Raw genomic sequence first — 20,820 nt, 5'->3', positions numbered from 1 at the left:
ATGGCGACCCAGTTCACCTTCGGCCGGTCGCTGCAGCGCTTCGCCGAGAAGGCTGGCCGCAATGCAGACCTCGTGATCCGCAAGGTCGCGGTCGACATGAACTCGCGCATCGTGCTGCGAACCCCGGTCGACACCGGCCGCGCGCGCGGGAACTGGCAGACAACGATCGGCTCGCCGGCGACGGGCCAGCTCAGCGTCGAGGATCCGACCGGCGCGAGCACCGTGGCGGCCGCGACGCGCCGCCTGGCCGGCTTCAGGTCGGGGCCGAGCATCTTCATCATGAACAACCTGCCCTACATCGAGCGCCTCGAGTACGGCCACAGCGGGCAGTCTCCGCAGGGCATGGTCCGGGTCACGGCGCGCGAGTTCCTGAACCTCGTGAACACCGAGGCGCGCGCGGTGCGGCAGACGCCCTTCAACAGCGGCGGCAACCGATGAGCATCCTCAAGATCCGCGCCGCGCTGGAGGTTGGGCTCAACAGCATCACGCCGGCGCTGCCGACCGCCTGGCAGAACATGGACTTCACGCCGCCTGCGTCCGGCGGCTATCAGCGCGTCGCACTGCTGCCGGCGCAGCCAGAGAACCCCAGCATCGGCGCGTCGCTGCACCGCGAAGTCGGGATCCTGCAGGTGACGCTGATCTATCCGCAGAACGCGGGCCCGTCTGCAGCCGAGGCGCGGGCTGAAGCGATCCGCGCGCAGTTCAGGCGCGGCTCGTCATGGATCAAGGATGGCGTGACGGTGATCGTCGACGGAACGCCGGCGATTGCCGCCGGGCGCAACGAAGACGGCCGCTTCGTCGTGCCGGTCTCGATCCCATATCACGCGAACGTCTTCAGCTGACCGGCGAGGGCCGCGCAGCAGGTTTCCGGGCCGCCTCATGGCGGCCTTTTTCATGGGCTACCAGGAAAGGGCGTAAGCCATGTCGAACGCTGAAATCACCAGCCGCACCATTGCCATCGGCAAGCAGGCGGCCCTGGGCACTCTCGCGCTGACCAACAGCGGCAAGTACCAGAACTTCCGGCCGGACACCTCGGGTGGCCTCACGAAGGAGTCCTTCGAAAGCGACTCGGTGCGCCGCGATGCTCAGTACGGCAACCCGCGGCACGGCCTGCGCCAGGTCGGCTTCAACCTGAGCCAGGAGCTGCAGATCGGCGGCCACAACGACCTGCTGGCCGGCCTGCTGCGCGCGGCCTGGGCGGCGGCGGGCACGATCACCGGCACCACGATCGCCGTCAACGCGGCGACGCGCACGATCACCGACAGCGGCAACGGCTTCGTCACCGCCGGCTTCAAGGTCGGCGACATCGTGCGCTTCCTCACCGCAGGCAGCGGCGCGACGGAGAACGAAGGCGTCAACCTGCGCCTGCTCACGGTCGCCGCGGGCTCGATGACCTACGCCGCGGACCCGTGGACCTCCGGCATGGTCGACGACGCCGCCGGCGACAACGTCACGCTGGCGGTGCCCGGCAAGAAGCTGCAGATCCCGTCGAGCGCGCACACGAAGGACTACTTCACCATCGCGGACGATCACGCCGACGTCGATCAGCATTCGGTCTACCAGGACTGCATCGTCAACAGCGCGGCGTTCGACATCGCGCCGGGCGCACATGCGAACGTGACCTTCGCGATGCTGGGCCTGGATGCCGATCTCGACGGCGCCGACGACTACTTCACCACGCCGACCGCGGCGCCCACCGGCGCGCTGCTCGCTGGCCCCGAGGGCAAGATCCGCTACGGCAGCGCCGACTCGGCGGTGATGACGCAGCTCTCGCTGACCGTGGACAACCAGGGCGAGGTCAAGGCGGTGATCGGCGCCAACGTGTCGCCGGACGTCTTCCGCAACGGCGTGCGGGTGTCGGGCTCGATGGGCGCGCTGTTCGACGGCGGTGCGGTGCTGCAGAACTTCGACGACGAGACCGAAGCGGCGCTCTTCATCTACCTCTTCGCCGACAGCACGCCTGGCAGCGAGTTCCTGATCATCAAGCTGCCGAACGCGAAGATCAACAGCGCTGACAAGGGCACGGACGGGCCTGCCGTCACGCTCAGCGGCGACTTCTCGGCCGGCAAGTATGTCGGGGCATCGACGGTGATCGAGGCCACCACCATCGCCATCTGCGATTCGACGGTGGCCTGATGGATCTCGCGAAGCACGACATGAACGCCCTGGGCAACCAGGGCGCGTGGATCTCGATCGTCGGCCCTGACGGCCGGCCGACCGACCTGCGGATCAAGATCCGCGGCGCCCAGAGCGACCCGCTGCGCAAGGTCCAAGAGGACCACAAGCAGCGCGTCGCGGCAGCCATCAAGGCCGCCAAGGGCGACAAGGTCGACTTCGAAGCCCTTGACAAGGTGCGCGATCGCGAGATGGCGATCGCGTCGACCATCGACTGGGAGAACTTCGAGGAGAACGGCCAGCCGTTGGCCTGCACGCCCGAGGCGGTCGCACGCTACTACCTTCACCCCGGCTACGACTGGCTCGTGGTGCAGGTCTACGCCGGCGCGCAGGACGCCAAGGTTTTTCTGACGCCCTGAGCGACCAGGTCGCCGCGTTCGTCGCCCACTGGGAGCGGATGCGGCAGCCATACGTTCAGGGCTCGGCGAAGCCATCGCGGGTCCGCTCGCGCTGGGAGGTGCTCCAGCAGCTCGAGCGCAGCACCGGCCGGCGCCACCCCGACCTCGACGGACCCGGCATTGACCCTGGACTGGCCTACCTCACCGAGTGGTGGCGCGAACTCGACGAAGCGCGCGCGGAAGGCTTCAACGGCCTGCAGCCGCTGAGCTATGCCGAGATTGAGGCCTGGGCCCGGCTGACGGGCCGCTCTCCGTCGGTGGATGAAGTGACCACGCTCCAACGCATCGACCGCGCCTACCGCCGCATGTACGCCGAGGAGTCGGCGCGGCGCCGCGAGGCCGAAAGGACGAAGGCAAAGTAATGGCCGACGTAGCAGCCCTTGGCATCGAGATCCAGACCGGCGACGTCAACCGAGCCCGCAAGGAGCTCGACGCATTGACGAAGTCGGGCCAGCGCACCGAGACCATGGTGGCCGGCCTGTCGAACACCAGTCGCCTGCTCGGCCGCGCCTTCGGTGGCATCGGCGCGGCCGCGCTGGCGCGCGAGGTGATCCAGACCGCGGACGCCTATTCGAACATGAACGCGCGCCTGTCGCTGGTCACGCGCGGCATCACCGGTCTGGAGCAGGCTCAGGCGGCGCTGCTGGCCACGGCCAACAAGACGCGCACCGGGCTGGGCGAGACCGCCGACCTATTCGGCAACCTGTCGCGCGCTACGCAGCGCCTCGGCGTCAGCCAGGGTGAAGTGCTCGGCGTCACCGAGAGCATCAACAAGGCGCTCGTGATCAGCGGTGCCAGCGCGCAGGCCTCGGCCGCCGCGCTGGTCCAGCTGGGCCAGGGCTTCTCGAGCGGCACGCTGCGCGGCGAGGAATTGAACTCGGTCCTCGAGCAGGCGCCGCGGCTCGCTCAGGCCATCGCGGATGGTCTCGGTGTCAACGTGGGCCAGCTGCGACAGCTCGGCGAGCAGGGAAAGCTGACGGCCGATCGAGTCTTCACCGCGCTGCAGTCGCAGGCCGGCAAGCTGAACACCGAGTTCGACAAGATCCCGACCACGGTTGCCGGCGCGATGCAGCAGGTCGGCAACTCGCTGTCGGTTGTCATCGGCAAGCTCAACGAGGCGACCGGCGCGACCAGCCTGCTGGCAAAGGCGCTGTCGGGCATCGGATCGATCCTCGATGACGCCGCCGGCGCGCTGTCGGCGCCGGGCAGTCAGGGCCGCGTGTCGTTCCAGGAGCGCGCGCTGAAGCGATACGAGGATCAGCTGGCGGTGGAGCGCCAGAAGACAGGCGCCGCGGGTGTCATGGCCCGCTTTGTCGACATCCCGTATCTTGAATCGCGTGTCAAGGATCTTCGCGAGCGCATCGACGCAGCGAAGCCGGAGCTCGAGGAGATCGCGCGCAACGTCGCGTTGATCGATGAGGAGAACCGCCGGCGCTTCGGCCGCTTCGATGCGGAGCGAAACCCGGTGGCCAAGGCCACCTCCGGTGGCGGGTCGAAGCGGGATCCGTACCGCGACGCCGTCGAGGCTCAGAAAGAGCGCATCGCGCTGCTCGGCAAGGAAACCGAGCTCGAGCGCGTCAACGCAGAGATCTCGCTTGGCAAGTTCGGCAAGCTCGGCGCGGCGCAGAAGAAGGTGCTGCAGGACGGCGCGGCCGAGCTCGACCAGAAGCAGCGGCTGATCGCGCTGGCCGGTGAGGAGCAGCGCGCGCGCGAAGCCGCGGCGACCCTGATGATGAAAGCCGCCGACTTGGCGGCTCAAGAGGCGGATAGGCTCGCCGAGCAGAACCAGGCACTGCGCGAGGAGATCGAACTCATCGGCGCCAGCGAGCAGGCGAAGGCCAGCATCGAGAAGGCGCGCATCCGCAGCATCCGCACGCTCAAGGAAGAGCAGCTGGCCATGCTGGAGAACAGTGGCAGCGTCGGCGCGGAGACCGAAGCGCTGCGCCAGCAGATAGAGCTGCTGCGCCAGCGAGAAGAGTTGCTCGGTCAGCGCGGCGCGGCGAAGGCATCCGAAGACGCGAGGCAGGCCGCCAGCAAGACGGGTGACGCCTACCGCAGCTCCATCGCCGACAGCATGGAGCAGGGCTTCCGTGACGGCTTCCGGCACGGCGAGGACTTCACCGACATCTTCCTGAACGAGCTCAAGGCACGCTTCGCCAGCACGATCCTGCGGCCGGTGATCGATCCCGTCGCGGCCGCTGGCAACCAGCTGATCGACGCCTTCGTCAAGTACATCGGCGGAGCGCTGACGAACATGTCGACCACGAACCCTTCGTCGGTCAACTACGAGAACAGCTTCGACACGATGTCCTACGGCGGTGGCCGGGCCGGCGGCGGCAGCGTGCGCCGGGGCAGCTACTACCGCGTCAACGAGGAAGGCCCGGAGGTCTACCGCGACCGCGCCGGCCGCGACTACCTCATGAACCCGGACGGTGGTCGCGTGATCCCCAGCGGACAGGCCGGCGGCGGTGCGTCGTCGGTGGTCCTGCAGCCGCGCATCTACAACCAGGACGCTGGCAACACGGCGGTCGAGACGCGGCAGGGCGCTGATGGCCAACTCGAGGTGTTCGTGCGCCGCATCAAGGGCGACCTGCGCAGCGAGATGGCGGGTGGTGGGCCGATCGCGCGGGCCACGGCCGGCCGCTTCGGCATGAACAACGGCAGCCAGTTGCGGCGCCGCGGCGGGTGACGTGTGGCGAGCATCTATGTCCTGCCGGAGTCGATGCCTCCGGCGCTTCGTGACGGCCACAGCTTCCAGCCGCTGCCAAACGCTCGGAAGCGGGACCGCGATGCCGGGGAGTCGCGGATGCGGCCCCGCTTTCGAAGCGTGCCCGATGTCTGCACGGTCTCATGGTTCATCGAGGACCAAGCGGTCTTCGATGCCTTCCACGACTGGTTCGAGGAAACCATCGTCGTCGGCACCGAGGACTTCGATATCCAGGTCGCGGATCGCGAGGCCTTCGGTCGGCGCTGGTACACCGCGCGCTTCATCGACGACGCCGGCTACGAGGTGCAGATCGACGAGTGCGGCCGCTACACGGTCAGCGCCACGCTGTGGCTGGTGGAGGACATTGGCACCGAGCGAGTGGCCCCTGGCATCGAGGCCTCGGGCGGCATTGTGTTCGGAGGCGGCGCCTCCTTCGAACTAGCCGCGCTGGCTGGTTCCGGTGACATCGCGTTCAGTGGCGGCGCGGTATTCGTCCCGCCAGCCCTCCTCGCAGCGGGCGGAATCGAGTTCGAAGGTGGCGCCGAGTTTCCTGCGTCTGTCGAGGCCCGAATCACCGAAGACGACGAGGACCGTCTCACCGAAGACGACGAAACGCGCGTCTTGGAGTAAAGCATGACGAAGAAGATCAGCGAGTTGACGGACGCAGACCTGCCGCTTGCCGGCGATGAGCTGCTCGAAGTGTCGGTGCCCGGAACGCCGAACCTTTCGCGCAAGGTCACCGCACAGGACATTGCAGATTTGGCGCCGGGCGGCGCCGGTGGCGCGCTGACGCCATACCCCGATCCCGCCTATCTCTGGTACGGCCCGAGCGGCGTCACGGTCGACAGTGTCGGCAGCCAGATCTGCGGCGATCCGTTTGTGGTGTGGGACGGAACGCAGTTCATCAAGTACCACTTCGAGACACTGAGCTCGGCGCCCCACGTCAAGTGCTACTACCGAACTGGACCAACAACCGAGGGTCCGTGGGCCACGAAGACAGAGATCACCGGCATGGCCGGCTATCACAAGCCTGTCATCCTGGTCGACGAGCTCGGCGCGCCTGTGCAGGTCGGCGGCAACTACCACGCCTATGCCGTCTTCTTCGACAGCACGCTCGCCTCGAAGGAGATCTTCCACTTCACGGCCGCGACGCTGACCGGCACGTGGACGGTCGCGAGCAAGGTGATCGCCAAGGGCGGCAGCGGCGACAAGGACGAGTTCAACACCGACACCCCCTTCGCGATCTACAAGGGCGGCACCGTGTACCTCTGGTACATGGGCGCGCCGAGCAGTTCGCTTGCGACCTTCGGTCTGGCGGTTCGCATGCTGCGCGCCACGGCCACGGACCCGGACGGCCCTTTCACGAAGTCGAGCACTGACGTTCTCGAGCCGAGCACTTCGGCCGCATGGGACTACGGCTGGATGGGAGGCGTGCAGATTCGCCTGAGGCCGGATGGCACCTACATGATGGTCTACAACGCGGGCGACACGCGGCCCGTGAGCGCAGGCCAGGAACCGAACACCAGCCGAGTCGGCTACGCCTACGCTTCGTCGATCAATGGGCCATGGAGCAAGGATCCGTCGAATCCGTACTTCACGCCGACCAACGCGCCAACGACGGGGCTTGAGCAAACGAACATCTGGCGCGCGCACATGGCGTTCGATCCGAAGATCGGTCGCTGGACGATGTTCTACAACACGGGGGGCTCAGGCAGCGAGGTCATCACCTACGCACGCCAAGGTGCCTATGACTACTTCTACGGCACGGGCGCCGGCTTCGACGTCCAGACGCTGACGACAAGCGCCGCTGCGCTGACGAACTCTCGCGTGAACCTCACGCCCGGCGTGTACCGCGTCAAGTATCAGGTCAACTACATCGCCGACACCGCGGGCGGCACGAGCACGAAGCCCGACATCGACACGCAGATCCGCCTCAACGGCATCGACCTGACCAACAGGGTCAGCAGGGAGTATGTCGGATCGTATGCCTACGAGAACCGGGATACGACTGTCGAGGCGATCGTTGCTCTCGGCGCGTCGGGCTATGTCGATGCAACGGTTGTTGCTGCGCCATCGGCGCTATCGACTTCGAAGGCACGCCGGCTGCGCGTCATGGTTGAGCGGATCGGCTGATATGCCGGAGATCGCCTACCCAACGAGCCTGCCAGGGCCAGGGCCGGGGGTCCTGACGCCGCGACCAAGGCGTGCCGGATCGACCATTGAAGGCAACAGGCAGCTTCGACCTCGTCAGCGTGACTTCGCCGGCGCCATTCATCGCTACCCGTTCACCTACACGCCGGAAGAGATGGCGGCTTGGCGGTCGTGGTATCGGGGATCGCTGATCAATGGTCGCCGGTGGTTCTCGATTGCACTGCCCGGGGGCGGCGGCGTGATCACACGCGTGGCGCGCTATTTGAATGTCAGCGAGGTGCTGCTTCCGTCGGGAAACTTCCGAGTGACGGCCACGCTGGAGCAGCGCGGCGCAGCGATGCCGCCGCAAGCCACGTGGTCGATCGGCAAGGAGGAGTTTTGGAAGTACCGCGTCGAACTGCTAGGCAGCGGCGCGGACTACTCGTCTGCCGAATACAACGACATCGCGTGGCCGATCGCGCAAGCGCCGTTCGGCGACGGGCCTCACCCCTACCACGCAGGCGTCTGGCCCGACCCGAACACCATCGTCCCGCTCAATCGCGCGATCTGGATGCGGCGCTCCGAATTTTTGCCGGTGCTGGATGACATCGCGATCCACGTCAAGGCCGACAACGCGCCAACGTTGTGGATCAACGGAGAACCCGTGACCCTGGTGCAGCAGGGCGCGTACCCCGATCCCGATGAGTTCCTCTATGAGGCGACGTACACACCGACAAGCGAAGTTCTGGTGTTCGTCCTGCGTGTCATAGACGACGAAGGGAGCGAGCCTGGCGACCACATCTACGCAGACTTGGCGGCCGAGTACCTCTGATGCCAACCTATCTCCCCCCGCGCCGCGGCATCAGCCAGTCCGAGGCGCTGGCAGAGTCGCGTTCGTATGCGACCGCCGATGAGCCGGAACTGATCACGCTGGCCTTCTACCACTCGGCATTCCGAGATGAGAACGGCAACCAGGTCGCGGCCTACGTCGTCAACGACTTCGAACCGCTCTCGGCAACGATCGAAGCCGGCGCGCCGCTTGATGCCGGCGAGGCCGTCACCTTCCAGCCGGTGCCGCTCGAGATCGTGATCCCGGAAGAGAGCGAAGAGAACCGCGATCCGCAGGCAGCGATTCGCGTCGACAACGTCGGTCGCACGCTGACGCCGTACTTCAGGGCCGCCGCGCAGACGCAGGAGCCGGTGGTGTGCATCGCGCGCACCTACATGCCCAGCGACACGAGCGCCCCGCACGAGATGCCACCGCTACGCCTGGAAGTCACGTCGGCGAGCACCAACGGCAGCGCGGTCGAGATCACGGCCGGCTTCGGCGACATCACCAACTACCCGTTCCCGAGCGTGCTCTACACGCCGGAGGGCTTCCCGGGACTCGCGGCTGCGCAATGAGCTGGGTGAACTACTACATCGGCAAGCCTTGGAAAAGGGATGCCGAGGGCCCCGCTGCGTTCGATTGCAAGGGCCTGGTGCGTGACGTGGAGCAGAAGCATGCCGGCAAGTCGGTGCCGCGTCTGCTCAACGTCGGCCGACTCACCGACTGGGCCGCGGTGCGCGAGAGCGTCGCGCGTGATGGCTGGCGGCCCGTGAAGGATCGACCTCGCGAGTTCGACATCCTCACCGTTCGCGGGAAGGACGGACCGCACGTCGGTGTGTTCGTGCGCATCGGCCGACGCCTGCGAGTGCTTCACGCCCACGGCTACGAGCGCGACGGCCGCTCAATCGGCCGAGTCCGCCACGACGACCTCGCCGACCTGCTGGCCGGCGGCTATGGACACCCACGCATCTGGAGGTGCGAATGAGCTTCGAGCTTCGCCGCACCATTCCTGCCGGCTGGGCGCATGTCGGCCCGATGCAAGTCGAGATCGATCGACGAGATGTCCGCTTCGTCGGAGAGTTCCTCTGCATCAACGACTTGGCACCGAGGAACGGCCGCCGGGTCATCTGCTGCATCAATGGCGAGTACATCAGCCGCACCGACTGGTGGCAGCCGGTTCGAGCCGGCGACTGCATCGTCTTCTCGGAGATTGCGCACGGCGGCGGAGGGTCAAATCCGCTGCGGATCATCGCGACAATTGCCGTGCTCGTGGCGGCGATATACGCGCCTCAGTTCCTCGGCGTCGCGAAGGGCTCCCTGGCTGCTGCGGCGGTGTCGGCCACGGTGGCGGTGGCAGGGAACCTGCTCGTCAACGCGATCTTCCCGGTCGAGATGGCCCAGGCGCCGCAGACCCTGCAGTCGAGCCCGACGTACTCTGTCGCGCTGCAGGGCAACCGAGCCCGCCTCGGCGAGCCAGTGCCGGTTCGCTACGGGCAGGAGAAGTTCTACCCCGACGACATCTGTCCGCCGTACGCCGAGTACGAGTTCGCGACCTGGGACCAGTACTTCTGCGCCGGCTTGGCTGTTGGCCTCGGCGAGTACGAGATCCTGTCAGTTGAAATCGACGACACGGACGTTCGCAACTTCCAGGACTTCGAAGTCGTCATCGTCGGGCCCGGGCAGTCCACGCGAACGCAGCCGACGGGCTTCCCCGGCGTCGAGACGTGGGCGGATCAAACCATCATCGAGACGGGGATGATCACCTCTGCTGAGGTGACGGGCCAGGACCTGATCGACTCGAACTGGATCGGCCCGCTGACGCTCAACAAGGCAGGCACGTCGGTCAGCAAGATTTTCGTTGACATGCTGATGCCGCGCGGCTTGCGCAACATCGATTCGGACGGCAGCACGTCGGAGCGGCAGGTGTCCTGGCAGGTCTCCGCTCGCCAGATCAACAGTGCCGGCCAGCCTATCGGGTCGTGGTCGGTGCTGGGAACGGAGATCCTCGAGCAAGACACCGGCCAGCAGATCCGTTACAGCCGTGAGTACGTCGTCGACCCCGGGCGCTATCAGGTGCGGGTGCGTCGCATCGATCCCCGCTCCGACAACGACCTGCACGTCAACGATCTGCAGTGGCTGCAGTTGCGAGGCCTGCTAGACACCCCCGGCGTCGCGAGAACCGACGTGACCGGCATCGCGCTTCGGATTCGCGCGACCTCTCAACTCAGCGGCCTCAGTCAACGGCGCGTGCGCGTCATGTCGCGTCGGCTCGTGTCGGTGTACGACGCCGATTCCGAGACCTGGGGGCCTCCGCAGTTCACGCGGAATCCAGCTTGGGCGCTGGCCGATCTGTGGCGCGATCAGACCTACGGTCGGCGGTTGCCCGACGAGCGGATCGACCTGGCCACACTCGCCGATCTCGCCGAGGTGTGGGATGCCCGTCAAGACAGATTCGACTTCAGCTTCGACCGACAGCTCACGACCGACGATGCCGCGCAGATCGTCGCGGCTGCCGGGCGTGCCAGCACGATGCTTCGTCGAGGCTCGATCTACAGCCTGGTGCGCGACGAACAGCAGGACGCGCCGGTCGCGGTCTTCATGCCGCGCAACATGGATGCCGACAGCTTCGGCCTGTCGTGGGCGCTGCCGACTTCGGAGACGCCGGACGCCATCGCCGTGTCGTTCCGCGACGGCCGCTACTGGGAGGACCGCACGATCTACGCGCAGGTCCACGACGGCGCCATCCACGTCTACGCCGCGAACGAGGTCGGTGTGCCCTTGCGGCCGGTGGGTGTTCCTGCGCCGGCGATCATCGAAGACGTCAAGGCCGACGGCATCATCGGCGAGAAACAGGCGATGCGGCATGCCGCCTACCTGTTGGCGCGCAGCCTGTACCGGCGTGAGCAAGGCTCGTTCGTCGCTGACCTCGATGGCCTGCTCGTGACGAAGGGCTCCCTTGTCGGCATGGGCCACGACACCGCAGCCTGGGGCCGGACCGGCGATGTCGTCGACTGGGATGCCGGCACGCAAACGCTGACCGTTACGGAGCCCTTGGTGTGGACATCGGGGCAGACGCACTACGTTCGCCTGCAGGAGCACACCGGCGGCCTCGATGCGGCGATCGAAGCCACGCCCGGAACCTCCGACTTCGAGATGGTGCTGGCCAGCGCGCCGGGCTTCACGCCGAGCTTCGACGACGCTGACCGGGAGCGCACACGCTACCTATTCGGCTCGCTCGCCGACGTCACGCGCAAGGTGGTTGTCGGCGGCCCTCGTCCACAGTCGATCGACGAGGTCGAGGTGCCATTCTTCGTCGAGGACGACCGTGTCCATACGGCCGACAACGCATGGTTGCCAACCGGCAGCGAGATCCAGGATCCGCTGAGCGATGGCTCGCAATCCGGCGGCGGCGGCGGTGGTGGAGGAGGAGGCGGCGGTGAGATCCCGGTGATCATCACCAGCGAGACCTTCACGACCGTTGGCGAAGAGGCCATCAACCCGCGCGGCTACCTCAACTTCCTCAACGACGGAACGATCTTCCGCGGTGTCGAAATCTTCCCGGACCCGCGCGCGTGGCTAGCCGTGTCGCCGGTCACGCCCACCGTGGCGGCCGAGTACGAGATTTATCTCGAGCTGCTGTCGTTCACTGGCGTTGATGGCAACGGAGATCCTCACCCGGACCCCGTGGGCGACGGCACCGGGTCGATCACGATGCCGACGCTGTCGACGTGGCTGTCCCTTGGCACCGACCGGGAAACCGAACTCGACGTTCTCGCGTCGAGCGAATACACGCTCACGGCCCGCATTCGCGTTCAGATGCGCGATGTCGCGACGCAAACCGTGCAGGGCATGGCGACCTACACGGTCGTCGTGGAGCAGCTCGACAACCCCGGCGGCGGTTGACCGCATCCGTTTCAACGAAACCAATCCTCGAAAGGAGGAGGCTATGCCTTTGGCTGTCGCGGCGATCAACGAGCTGATCGACTACTACTTCCGGGGAGCGTCGGCACCGACACTGCCGGCGAACTTCTACTACACGCTGCTCAGCGCGATCCCGTCAGGAGGTTCGCCGAACGGCACCGAGATCACAGCCGGTGGCGTGACGCGGCAGGCCCGCGCGCGCAATACCACGCAGTGGTCCGGCACGCAGGGCGCCGGCACGACTGGCGCGAGCACGGGCACAACGACGCCAGGCATCACGCGCAACAACGACAAGATCACCTTCGCTGCATCGGCCAGTGCTGATGTGAGCGGCGCTGTTGCTGTCGGCCTGTTCGATGCGAGCACCGGCGGCAACCTCAAGGTGTGGGCGTACATCCGCAACAGCGGCGGCACGCCGGTCACGCGCAACTGGCTTGCCGGCGACGAGATCGCCATCGAGATCAGCGCCATGCAGTGGCAGTTGTCGTGAGGTGCTGATGGACTTCGACAAAGACACCATTGGTCGCATCGCGACGAGCCCGTTCGCCATCGGAGCCCTCGGCGCCCTGGTAACGGCCGTCAAGTTCACGCCTGGCGCGAGCTGGCGGGAACGCGCCTTCAACGTCTTCTCGGGCGCCCTGTGCGCCGGCTTTCTCACGCCGGCAATCGTCGAGTGGCTGAACATGAAATCGCCGGCCTATTCGAGCGGCGCAGCGTTCCTCTTCGGTCTCGTCGGGATGTCTCTCGCAGCAGCTCTACTGCAGGCGATCAAGGACACGCCCCTCGGTCAGATCGTCACTGGCTGGATCAGTCGGAGGAGCTGAGATGGACACGCTGCTCGCGCTCATCAACGCCGCTGCCTGCGGCCTCATCGCCGCCGTGCTGCTGTGGGCGATCCTGTCGCCTCGTGTGCACGACGGCATCGTCATCAAGGTCGGCCTCATCGGCCTGTGCGCTGGCTTCGGCTCGATCGCGCTGCGAATGGTCGACGGCCTCAAGGCCGATGACCTGGTCGGAATGGCCAGGTCGATCCTGCTGATCAACGCGGGGATCGCGGTCGTGATCCTCGGCTACCTGTTGCGACGCGCGCGCGCCGGTCATCCGCTGCGCCGCGTGCCGAGCGACTGGGTGGACCTGCACGACGACCATCTCCACCACGTTTCCGGAGGGAAGCAATGAGCGCTCGACCCTTGTTCATCTCGGTGCTGCTCGCGGCGCTGTTCTTCGCTGCCGTCGCGAACGCCCAGCAGTCCATCGTCGTCCCCGGCGCGCCGGCCCAGACGATCACGGTCCCGCAGGATCCGGCCGTGCCGGCGCTGCAGCAGCGCGCCGACAAGACCGATGCGGCAGTGGCCGCGCTCACGAAGCAAGTCGAGGCGGCCAATGCCGCGATTGCAGCGCTGCAGCCCAAGACGGCCGAACCGACCGTCGCCGCGGCCGACGTGCTGTTCGGCGTCGACCCAGCCAAGGCCCTCAAGGCGCAGACGCCCGTGCTCGGCTACGAGGCCTGCGGAGTCAACCTGATCAGCACGTCGGCGCCTGAGGCGATCCTGTGCAACGGCACCGCACGCATCAGCCTGGTGGTCGATCCGGCAGACGCGACGCGCAAGGTGCTTCGCCTCGCGCAGCAGCCCGGCGATCCGGTGATCGGCGGCCAGCCGCGCACGGAGCTCAACTTCAGCCGCTCCGGCGCCCCGCCGCTGGAAACGCCGCTCGTGCGTTCCTTCCAGATCTACCTGCCGGTCTGGAATGCCACAACGGCGACGTACCTGCTCGCGCAGGTTCACTGGGACGGCTCCGGCTTCCTCAACCCGGCCATGGCGCTCAAGGTCATGAGCGGCAAGTGGCGCCTGGACATCCGCCACGGCACCACGTCACAGGTCAACCAGGTCGTGAACGCCGATCTCGGGCCGATCGCAACGGGGCGCTGGATCAACTTCGTGCAGCGCTTCAAGCTGTCGCCGGCCGGCCAAGGCTACCTCGAGACCTGGATCGATGGCGTGAAGGCCCACAGCTACACCGGCCCCTTCGGCTACGCCAAGGGCACGCCCTTCATCAAGCAAGGCCTGTATCCGCTCGACTCGCCCGTTGGGCAGGCCATCCTGCTGCGCGGACCCTGGCTTGTGCGTGACACCGGCCTGACCGTGCCGCAGCTCAGCGCCTGGGTGGCGACGAAATGAAGTTCGAGATCTACCGAGACGCCGCCGGCCGGTGGCGCTGGCGCCTGAAGGCGCGCAATGGCGAGATCATCGCTGACCCAGGCTTCGGATACTCGCGCAAGGCCGGCGCACTCGCGGCGATCAAGCGCCTCCAGCGCGTGGACCTGTCATTGGTCAAGGTGGTCGCATGCTGATCTCCCTGGCGCAGTTGGTCGCCTGCGGGATCGGCCCGACCCAGGCTCGGACGTTTGTTTATCCGATCAACGAGGCATGCCAGGCATTCGACATCGACACGCCGCCGCGCCTCGCAGCCTTCCTTGCCCAGTGCAAAGTCGAGTCAAGGCGGTTTGCCGACCTCGAGGAGGACTTGACGTATCGGCGCGCCGAGCGCATCCGCGAGGTCTTCGGCGACCGAGTGTCCAGCCTGCAGCAGGCCGGCACGCTCGTCGGAAAGCCCGAGGCGCTGGCCAACGTCGTCTATGCCAACAAGAACGGCAACGGCGATCCCAACAGTGGTGACGGCTGGCGCTACCGTGGTCGCGGGCTCATTCAGCTCACAGGGCGAGCCAACTACATGGCTGCCGGCGCGGCGCTGGGCATGCCGTACAAGGACCAGCCAGACCTCGTGGCAACACCGCGGCACTCCTGCCTCACGGCGGCGCAGTTCTTTGCGGCCAACGGCTGCAACGAGCTCGCCGACAGCAGCCAGATCGACAAGATCACCCGCAAGGTCAACCGCGCGATGCTGCACGCCGCTGAGCGTCGGCAAGCTTTCGAAGAGGCCGTGAGGGTTCTGCTGTGAGCCTCCTGGACCCGCGCGTCTGGCTCGCCGTCATGGCGCTGTGCCTCGCGTCATACGGCGCCGGTCGGTTCCAGCAATGGCGCGCCGACGACCGCGCCGGCAAAGCGGTCGCCCTCGCCGCAACTCAGGACGCGCGCGAGCGCGAAGCCGCTGCACGCAAGTCCGAAAGGGAGATCGCCGATGCGCAACTCGCGAACCTTCGCCGCATCAATGCTCGCCTCGCTGCTGACCTTGACGGGCTGCGCAACCGCCCCGATCGTCTGCCCGACACTGAGCGAGCCGCCTGCACCGGCACCAGCGGAGCCGAGCTTTCAGGACCGGATGCGGGATTTCTTGTCCGGGAAGCTGCCCGAGCCGACGCCGTACTCGCTGCCCTCCGGGCCTGCGAAGCTCGGGAGCGCGGGCAGTACGACGCGCTGATGCTCCGCTAGCCGGCGCAAACACGCCGGGCTGGTCAAGGCGTGGCCGCAACGGTAGCGGGGAAGAATCCGGGGAAGAATCCGACGAATCCAGCCTAGCCAAGCACACCATGTCTCTATGAGATGTTGTGCCAAGTTGTGCTTTGGAGTGCCCTGTTGGCGGTTCGAGTCCCTCCGGGCAGGCCACGCCGCCCAAGGCGTGGCGGGTGGGCCTGGCGCGACCCAGCGCGCTCGCAGCTGGTAACCGATGTTGAAGACCGATACCGGTCTTGCGTCGGCGCTTCGTAGCATCAGCTTGCAGGTGGGGCCTCTTGTGCCGCTGTTGACGCGATCGACACCAACGATCGAATGTCAAGCTGGCCGGGCTTCGATTTGTTGAACCACGATCTCTTCCCGACAAAGGCAAAGCCCGAGCAATCGGGCGGCGCAAAGCCGACGGGTCCAGCGGCTGCTGGATGGCCGGGTTACCGAAGGAAGACCGCAGTGCACTCCCGGTGCTGAAGGGGCGGAGGTCTGGATCTGAACTGGACCTCCGATGCATCGCTACGCCCGCCCCACCTCGACCTCGATCCGATCTTCCCTCTGCACCTGGTTCACCGCGATGGCGACGGGCCTGGCCGCGCTCGGCGCCCATGCAGCGCCTCCCGCCGCGCCGAGTTCCTCCGCATCGACGGTCGCCGAAGGCACGCTCGAGATTCTGGTCGAAGACCATCCGTCCGGCGGCAAGGTACGCCACCTGCTGAAGACGGCCAACGGCCGCCTGGAACTGCGCCTGCGTGGCCATGCGCCGCAGGAGTGGCGCAGCGGCGACCGGCTGCGCGTGCGCGGACAGCAAAGCGGCAACGTGCTGGCGTTGAGCAGCACCGACAGCGGCTCGGTGAGCGTCGTCGCGAGCGCGCCGCTGGCCAACACGATGGGCGAGCAGAAGGTGGCCGTGCTGCTGGTCAACTTCAGCGACGACACGCGCCAGCCCTACACGCAGGCGCAGGCGCAGGACGTGGTCTTCAACCAGGTCAGTGGCTTCATGCGCGAGAACTCGTTCCAGAAGACCTGGCTGTCGGGCAATGTCCATGGCTGGCTCACGCTGCCGATCGCCAAGACCTGCCTGACGTCGGACATCGCCGATGCGGCCAAGGCAGCCGCCAGCAGCGCCGGCATCAGCCTCTCCGGGGTCGGCCGCGTGGTCTATGTCTTCCCGCGCAATGACAGCTGTGTCTGGTCGGGCGTCGGCACGGTCGGCGGCCTGCCATCCGATGCGTGGATCAACGGCCGCCTGGAGACCAAGGTCATCGCGCACGAGCTGGGCCACAACTTCGGCCTTCAGCATTCGCATGCGTCCGATTGCGATGCCACGCCCTTCGGCCCCAACTGCGTCGTGCAGGACTACGGCGATGTCGCCGACGTGATGGGCAACACCGGCGCGACGCATTTCAACGCCTTCCAGAAGGAGCGGCTCGGCTGGCTGAACAACGGCACGCAGCCGGCGATCACGCCGGTGACGGCCAGCGGTTCCTACACGATCGGCGCGTACGAGAGCGCCACCGTCGAGTCGAAGGCGCTGAAGATCCTCAAGAGCACCGACCCCGTCACCGGCGCGAAGACCTGGTACTACGTCGAGTACCGCCGCCCGCTGGGCTACGACAGCTCGCTCGCCACCATCTACGCCTCCAATCTGGTCAGCAACAGCCTGCTGGTACGCACCGGCACCGACGGCGACATCAACAGCAGCTTCCTGCTCGACATGACGCCGGGCACGGTGCCGACCTTCGACATGGGCGACGCGGCCCTGGTCTACGGCCAGGTGTTCAACGACGTGCAAAGCGGCGTCATGGTGACGCTCGAATCGGCGAGCGATGCCAGCGCGCGCGTGGCCGTGACGATGAGCAGCGCAGCCGCCTGCGTGCCCGCGGCGCCGGCCATCGGCATCACCGGCGGCGCCACGGTCAGCGCCGGCACGGCCGTGGCCTATGGCGTTTCGGTCACCAACAAGGACAGCAGCAACTGCGCTGCGACGAGCATCTCGCTGCAGTCGGTGGTGCCGGCGGGCTGGAGCGCGAGCTTCGCGAATCCGGTCGTCTCGCTCGCGCCCGGCGCCTCGGCGATGACCACGCTGACCGTTACCTCGCCGGTCACGGCGGCTGCAGGCACCTACGGCATCACCGCCAAGGCCGTCAACGGTGCGAACGCCAGCCTGGTCGGGTCGGCCAGCGCGAGCTACTCGGTCGCCGCGGCGGCGCTGGCCGCCAGCGTGACGACCAACAAGGCCGTCTACGCGCGCAACGACACCGTGCGCATGACCGCACGCGTGAACGCAGGCGGTGTGCCCGTGGCCAACGCGACGGTGGGCTTCACCCTCGTCAGGCCAGACGGGACGCAGGTCACGCAAAGCGCCTCGACGGATTCGAACGGCGTGGCCACGTCGAGCTACCGCCTCTCGCGCAAGGAAGTCGTGGGCGCCTGGCAGGTGCGGGCGAGCGCAAGCCGTAACGGCTCGACGGCCAGCGCGAGCGGGACCTTCGCGGTCCAGTAAGAACAAGGGCGGGGAGGATCCCCGCCCTTGTGTCGTCGCCGTCTCGGCGAGCGTCGATCAGCGCTTTCTGAGCGTGCTGCTCGTCGTCGCGCCGCTTGACGTCGGGCAGACGCCGTTCGGGCATGCGTCAGGCGAGCAGGTCGGGCACAGCGTGCATTCGGCAGTGGCCGTGTCGGGCTGGACCGAGAAGCCCAGCGGCGCCGTGCCGGTGGCGGTGACCGTGTCGCTGAAGCGCGCCAGGCCAGGCACCAGCGTGCTCGTCCCAGGCTGCTGGCGGTTCTCCGCCGTCGTCGGGAAGTACGACGCGCTGAAGCTCTTGCACGCACCGGTCGTGCCCGGAAGCGTCAAGGTCTGCGCCGAGCCGAGCAGGTTGCCCGAGACGTCCGTGTCCGTGACGGAGACGTTGGTCAGCACCGTGTCGCCCGTGTTGCACACCGAGCCTTCGACCAGCACCTTCACGACGAGGTACGGCGACACCTGGGCCAACGTCGTCGAGCACGACTTGGTGACGTCGAGCGACGGCGACAGCTGCAGGTTCGGGCAGTCGGCCGTGGCTTGAGCGGTCACGTTCGCGCTGCCGGTACTCGCCGTCGCGGTGATCGTGTCGTTCTCGCCGTTGACCGGCGTCGTGAAGCTGGACTGGTAGCACACCGACGCCAGGGGATTCAGCGAGCCGTTGAACGAGATCGCACCACCCGTCGGCAGGCCGTTGGCGTCGCAGTTGTGGTACGTGATCGCGCCGAGAGGCCGAGGCGCATCGGTGAGCGACAGGTTCGTCAGCGTGCCGAAGCCGGTGTTCTGCACCTGTCCGCGCACGGTGTAGCCGATCGTCGTGTCGGAGGCGAGGATCGGGTTGAGGCACTGCTTGGTGACCGCGATGCCACACACCGGGAAGCTGTGCATCACGAAGTCCTTCAGCGTCGCACTGACCTGCGACGACGCGCGCGTCTCGGCCATGAAGGTCGAGAAGCAGGGCACGCTTCCGGCGTTCGCGGCCGCGAAGACGTCGCTGATGTTGATGCCGATCTCGAAGAACGTGGCGGTCGGGAACGACGATGTGTTGCTCTTGGAAAGGTAGGTCCAAGGCGGCGTCTCGCCTGCGGTCGTGTTGGTGATGCCGCAGAACAGATCGTTGGTGAGTCCCGCCGAGCAGGTGGCGGGTGTGCCGCCCGCGATGCCGGCAATGCGCTGCAGCGTGCCGTTGACGTTGCCGCCGGTGCCGACCCACTTGAGCACCTCGATGTTGACGGTCGTGCCGCCCCCGGTGAAGTTGGCGAGCACGAGCACGTCGCCGACGGCGTGCTGGCCGGTGAAGCCGCCGGAGTTGCCCGAGATGGGGCCGAGGCCGATCTGGTTCTGGAAGAACCAGAAGCCCATGAACGCGTCGCCGCTGTTGTCGAAGCGGTCGGCGCCCGCATAGATCACCAGCTTGCCGTTGACGTTGTACGCCACGGCATAGGCATTGGTGATGTCGTCCTTGTCGGGGACGGAGCCGTTCTTGTGCTTCCACCCACCCGCGCCGGACAGCGGGCCGTTGAGGTCGAGGTCGTCCTTGGAGCCGCCGCCCGTGAAGATGGTCTGCGGCGCAGGATCCGCGGTGACGCCGGTGCGCGCGAGGATCGCGGACGAGCCGCCGGTCGGATTGACGACGGTCGCCCAGTCATCGCCGCCACCCGCAGGGTCGGCGACATTGCCGTCGAGTTCGAAGATGCCGTTGTCATGGACGGACCATGCCACCGGCATCACGAGCACAAAGCCCGCGATCGTTGCGATGGCCCACTTGCTGGTGATCTTGCATAGCGCGGCAAGGCCGCTGGATCGATGGCTCGGCATACAACCTCCTCAAAAGTCAGAGGACTGCTATGAGCTATCGCTGGACCTCCCGGGCGCGTCGGCTGTGGCGAACCGGCGCGACTGCAAGCGTCATAAAAAGATACAGCGGCAATGTGTAGTTACAAGGTCGGGTATCGAAGCTAGGGGGCCTCAGGCCTGGTCGAACCGGCAACGGGCAATGCGGACCTCGCCGTCCTGCACGCGCTCGTAGGTCATCTCGATCAGGTTGGACGAGCCGTCGCTGCGCTCGCCGGAATTGAGCACCAGGGTCTCGACCACTTTCGTGCCGCTCGTGCCGCGGCGGCTCAGCTGAAGGCCCACATGCCCCAGCTCGACATCGGCGACCTGCATGGCGTGGCTGGCTCGATCCTTGGGTGGCGCGGCGGTGTCGTCGCGTTCGATGCTCATCGAATGGCTCGTGCGCGCGAACCTGAACTGACCTTGCGTGGCCGCGATGCGCAGCGAGCACGCTTCGCCGCCAGTGGTCTTGCCGGCGTAGGTTCCGATCAGGCAATCCATCAGCGATTGCGCGCTGTTGTCGCCCAGCTTCAGCGCCCTGGTGACACGCTGCATGCAGCTGTGCACGGGCGCCACGGCCGCGGCCCGTTCGGCGGCGACGGTCGGTGCGGCCTCCTCAGGGTCGGCATCGCCGAAACCTCCGCACGATGCAAGGGCGCCGGCGACGGCGACCGAGATCATCCGCGCGAAGAACCGCGGCTGCGCAAGGCTGCCGGTTCGCGTGCTCGACATACGACCTCCTTGCGCGTCTGCCCGAGGCGTCGACGCAAACAAGAGTGCCCACAGAGGATATGGCGGACCGGGCCGTTTACAAGCCGGGCGCGACCGCGCGGACGCAGCCCGCTGTACGGGCGGCAGGCACGCCAGCTGCCAAGACGGTGTCAGTAAGGTCTTCGCAG

The 20,820-nt window shown here is 66.9% G+C and carries 22 protein-coding genes and 1 riboswitch; of the genes, 20 read left to right on the top strand and 2 right to left on the bottom strand.

All coding sequences use genetic code 11. The features are described 5' to 3' along the window. The 20 genes from ACO2TI_RS01190 (at window position 1) to ACO2TI_RS01095 (ending at window position 18,070) form a co-directional block, all read left to right on the top strand. On the top strand, window positions 1-438 hold the full coding sequence (locus ACO2TI_RS01190; RefSeq protein WP_423281589.1) for a hypothetical protein: 438 nt from the start codon (window positions 1-3) through the stop codon (window positions 436-438). Continuing rightward, entirely contained in the window at window positions 435-842 is a 408-nt protein-coding gene (locus ACO2TI_RS01185; RefSeq protein WP_423281588.1) for a phage tail terminator-like protein, read from the top strand. Before ACO2TI_RS01190 ends, ACO2TI_RS01185 begins: the two co-directional genes overlap by 4 nt. A 79-nt stretch (window positions 843-921) precedes the next feature. Continuing rightward, window positions 922-2,136, top strand: a complete 1,215-nt coding sequence (locus ACO2TI_RS01180) for a phage tail tube protein (RefSeq protein ID WP_423281587.1) — start codon at window positions 922-924, stop codon at window positions 2,134-2,136. Further along, window positions 2,136-2,534 carry a hypothetical protein gene (locus ACO2TI_RS01175; RefSeq protein ID WP_423281586.1) on the top strand — a complete coding sequence of 133 codons (399 nt, stop codon included), beginning with the start codon at window positions 2,136-2,138 and terminating at the stop codon, window positions 2,532-2,534. Before ACO2TI_RS01180 ends, ACO2TI_RS01175 begins: the two co-directional genes overlap by 1 nt. Before the next feature lie 98 nt (window positions 2,535-2,632). Beyond that, window positions 2,633-2,935, top strand: coding sequence for a phage tail assembly chaperone (locus tag ACO2TI_RS01170; protein WP_423281585.1), 303 nt, complete (start codon window positions 2,633-2,635; stop codon window positions 2,933-2,935). Continuing rightward, window positions 2,935-5,262 (top strand): tape measure protein, encoded by a 2,328-nt coding sequence (locus tag ACO2TI_RS01165; protein ID WP_423281584.1) that lies wholly within the window; start codon window positions 2,935-2,937, stop codon window positions 5,260-5,262. Before ACO2TI_RS01170 ends, ACO2TI_RS01165 begins: the two co-directional genes overlap by 1 nt. A gap of 3 nt (window positions 5,263-5,265) precedes the next feature. Continuing rightward, the gene (locus tag ACO2TI_RS01160; protein WP_423281583.1) at window positions 5,266-5,910 is read left to right on the top strand and encodes a hypothetical protein; all 645 of its coding nucleotides are present in this window, start codon (window positions 5,266-5,268) and stop codon (window positions 5,908-5,910) included. 3 nt (window positions 5,911-5,913) lie between these two features. Then, window positions 5,914-7,413 carry a family 43 glycosylhydrolase gene (locus ACO2TI_RS01155; RefSeq protein ID WP_423281582.1) on the top strand — a complete coding sequence of 500 codons (1,500 nt, stop codon included), beginning with the start codon at window positions 5,914-5,916 and terminating at the stop codon, window positions 7,411-7,413. 1 nt (window position 7,414) lies between these two features. After that, the gene (locus tag ACO2TI_RS01150; protein WP_423281581.1) at window positions 7,415-8,242 is read left to right on the top strand and encodes a hypothetical protein; all 828 of its coding nucleotides are present in this window, start codon (window positions 7,415-7,417) and stop codon (window positions 8,240-8,242) included. Further along, on the top strand, window positions 8,242-8,814 hold the full coding sequence (locus tag ACO2TI_RS01145) for a DUF1833 family protein (RefSeq protein ID WP_423281580.1): 573 nt from the start codon (window positions 8,242-8,244) through the stop codon (window positions 8,812-8,814). The genes ACO2TI_RS01150 and ACO2TI_RS01145 overlap by 1 nt, the downstream gene beginning before the upstream one ends. After that, a complete protein-coding gene (locus tag ACO2TI_RS01140) occupies window positions 8,811-9,224 on the top strand; it encodes a hypothetical protein (RefSeq protein WP_423281579.1) in 414 nt (137 codons plus the stop codon). Before ACO2TI_RS01145 ends, ACO2TI_RS01140 begins: the two co-directional genes overlap by 4 nt. Further along, complete coding sequence (locus ACO2TI_RS01135; RefSeq protein WP_423281578.1) at window positions 9,221-12,142, top strand: host specificity factor TipJ family phage tail protein; 2,922 nt, start codon at window positions 9,221-9,223, stop codon at window positions 12,140-12,142. Before ACO2TI_RS01140 ends, ACO2TI_RS01135 begins: the two co-directional genes overlap by 4 nt. A 43-nt stretch (window positions 12,143-12,185) precedes the next feature. Next, window positions 12,186-12,650: a phage tail fiber protein gene (locus ACO2TI_RS01130; RefSeq protein WP_423281577.1), complete on the top strand. Its 465-nt coding sequence runs from the start codon at window positions 12,186-12,188 to the stop codon at window positions 12,648-12,650. Between the two features lie 7 nt (window positions 12,651-12,657). After that, entirely contained in the window at window positions 12,658-12,984 is a 327-nt protein-coding gene (locus ACO2TI_RS01125) for a hypothetical protein (protein ID WP_423281576.1), read from the top strand. A gap of 1 nt (window position 12,985) precedes the next feature. Then, a complete protein-coding gene (locus ACO2TI_RS01120; protein WP_423281575.1) occupies window positions 12,986-13,339 on the top strand; it encodes a hypothetical protein in 354 nt (117 codons plus the stop codon). Next, a complete protein-coding gene (locus ACO2TI_RS01115) occupies window positions 13,336-14,340 on the top strand; it encodes a heparin lyase I family protein (protein ID WP_423281574.1) in 1,005 nt (334 codons plus the stop codon). The genes ACO2TI_RS01120 and ACO2TI_RS01115 overlap by 4 nt, the downstream gene beginning before the upstream one ends. Then, entirely contained in the window at window positions 14,337-14,513 is a 177-nt protein-coding gene (locus ACO2TI_RS01110) for a YegP family protein (RefSeq protein ID WP_423281573.1), read from the top strand. Before ACO2TI_RS01115 ends, ACO2TI_RS01110 begins: the two co-directional genes overlap by 4 nt. Further along, the gene (locus tag ACO2TI_RS01105) at window positions 14,507-15,121 is read left to right on the top strand and encodes a glycoside hydrolase family 19 protein (RefSeq protein WP_423281572.1); all 615 of its coding nucleotides are present in this window, start codon (window positions 14,507-14,509) and stop codon (window positions 15,119-15,121) included. Before ACO2TI_RS01110 ends, ACO2TI_RS01105 begins: the two co-directional genes overlap by 7 nt. Then, complete coding sequence (locus ACO2TI_RS01100; protein ID WP_423281571.1) at window positions 15,118-15,552, top strand: hypothetical protein; 435 nt, start codon at window positions 15,118-15,120, stop codon at window positions 15,550-15,552. Before ACO2TI_RS01105 ends, ACO2TI_RS01100 begins: the two co-directional genes overlap by 4 nt. Window positions 15,553-15,931: 379 nt before the next feature. Next, window positions 15,932-16,012, top strand: a riboswitch (cyclic di-GMP riboswitch). 63 nt (window positions 16,013-16,075) lie between these two features. After that, window positions 16,076-18,070 carry an MG2 domain-containing protein gene (locus ACO2TI_RS01095; RefSeq protein WP_423281570.1) on the top strand — a complete coding sequence of 665 codons (1,995 nt, stop codon included), beginning with the start codon at window positions 16,076-16,078 and terminating at the stop codon, window positions 18,068-18,070. Window positions 18,071-18,127: 57 nt separating this feature from the next. Here the strand turns inward: ACO2TI_RS01095 and ACO2TI_RS01090 are convergent, their stop codons facing one another. Together ACO2TI_RS01090 and ACO2TI_RS01085 are read right to left on the bottom strand one after the other, a co-directional pair. Then, window positions 18,128-19,903 carry a hypothetical protein gene (locus ACO2TI_RS01090; RefSeq protein WP_423281569.1) on the bottom strand — a complete coding sequence of 592 codons (1,776 nt, stop codon included), beginning with the start codon at window positions 19,901-19,903 and terminating at the stop codon, window positions 18,128-18,130. A 150-nt stretch (window positions 19,904-20,053) separates the two neighbouring features. Continuing rightward, complete coding sequence (locus ACO2TI_RS01085; RefSeq protein WP_423281567.1) at window positions 20,054-20,602, bottom strand: hypothetical protein; 549 nt, start codon at window positions 20,600-20,602, stop codon at window positions 20,054-20,056. Window positions 20,603-20,820 lie beyond the last annotated feature (218 nt).

This window comes from Caldimonas sp. KR1-144, assembly GCF_049446155.1.
In the GTDB taxonomy this organism is placed as follows: Bacteria; Pseudomonadota; Gammaproteobacteria; order Burkholderiales; family Burkholderiaceae_C; genus Rivibacter.
The sequence above is the reverse complement of the archived record's forward strand: the minus strand, read 5'-3'. Positions and strand labels throughout refer to the sequence as shown.

Excerpts from the sequence above, each read along its gene's own strand:
- ACO2TI_RS01190 (WP_423281589.1), top strand. The coding sequence starts at position 1 with ATGGCGACCCAGTTCACCTTCGGCCGGTCGCTGCAGCGCTTCGCCGAG.
- ACO2TI_RS01185 (WP_423281588.1), top strand. The coding sequence starts at position 435 with ATGAGCATCCTCAAGATCCGCGCCGCGCTGGAGGTTGGGCTCAACAGC.
- ACO2TI_RS01180 (WP_423281587.1), top strand. The coding sequence starts at position 922 with ATGTCGAACGCTGAAATCACCAGCCGCACCATTGCCATCGGCAAGCAG.
- ACO2TI_RS01175 (WP_423281586.1), top strand. The coding sequence starts at position 2,136 with ATGGATCTCGCGAAGCACGACATGAACGCCCTGGGCAACCAGGGCGCG.
- ACO2TI_RS01165 (WP_423281584.1), top strand. The coding sequence starts at position 2,935 with ATGGCCGACGTAGCAGCCCTTGGCATCGAGATCCAGACCGGCGACGTC.
- ACO2TI_RS01155 (WP_423281582.1), top strand. The coding sequence starts at position 5,914 with ATGACGAAGAAGATCAGCGAGTTGACGGACGCAGACCTGCCGCTTGCC.
- ACO2TI_RS01150 (WP_423281581.1), top strand. The coding sequence starts at position 7,415 with ATGCCGGAGATCGCCTACCCAACGAGCCTGCCAGGGCCAGGGCCGGGG.
- ACO2TI_RS01145 (WP_423281580.1), top strand. The coding sequence starts at position 8,242 with ATGCCAACCTATCTCCCCCCGCGCCGCGGCATCAGCCAGTCCGAGGCG.
- ACO2TI_RS01140 (WP_423281579.1), top strand. The coding sequence starts at position 8,811 with ATGAGCTGGGTGAACTACTACATCGGCAAGCCTTGGAAAAGGGATGCC.
- ACO2TI_RS01135 (WP_423281578.1), top strand. The coding sequence starts at position 9,221 with ATGAGCTTCGAGCTTCGCCGCACCATTCCTGCCGGCTGGGCGCATGTC.
- ACO2TI_RS01130 (WP_423281577.1), top strand. The coding sequence starts at position 12,186 with ATGCCTTTGGCTGTCGCGGCGATCAACGAGCTGATCGACTACTACTTC.
- ACO2TI_RS01125 (WP_423281576.1), top strand. The coding sequence starts at position 12,658 with ATGGACTTCGACAAAGACACCATTGGTCGCATCGCGACGAGCCCGTTC.
- ACO2TI_RS01120 (WP_423281575.1), top strand. The coding sequence starts at position 12,986 with ATGGACACGCTGCTCGCGCTCATCAACGCCGCTGCCTGCGGCCTCATC.
- ACO2TI_RS01115 (WP_423281574.1), top strand. The coding sequence starts at position 13,336 with ATGAGCGCTCGACCCTTGTTCATCTCGGTGCTGCTCGCGGCGCTGTTC.
- ACO2TI_RS01110 (WP_423281573.1), top strand. The coding sequence starts at position 14,337 with ATGAAGTTCGAGATCTACCGAGACGCCGCCGGCCGGTGGCGCTGGCGC.
- ACO2TI_RS01105 (WP_423281572.1), top strand. The coding sequence starts at position 14,507 with ATGCTGATCTCCCTGGCGCAGTTGGTCGCCTGCGGGATCGGCCCGACC.
- ACO2TI_RS01095 (WP_423281570.1), top strand. The coding sequence starts at position 16,076 with ATGCATCGCTACGCCCGCCCCACCTCGACCTCGATCCGATCTTCCCTC.
- ACO2TI_RS01090 (WP_423281569.1), bottom strand. The coding sequence starts at position 19,903 with ATGCCGAGCCATCGATCCAGCGGCCTTGCCGCGCTATGCAAGATCACC.
- ACO2TI_RS01085 (WP_423281567.1), bottom strand. The coding sequence starts at position 20,602 with ATGATCTCGGTCGCCGTCGCCGGCGCCCTTGCATCGTGCGGAGGTTTC.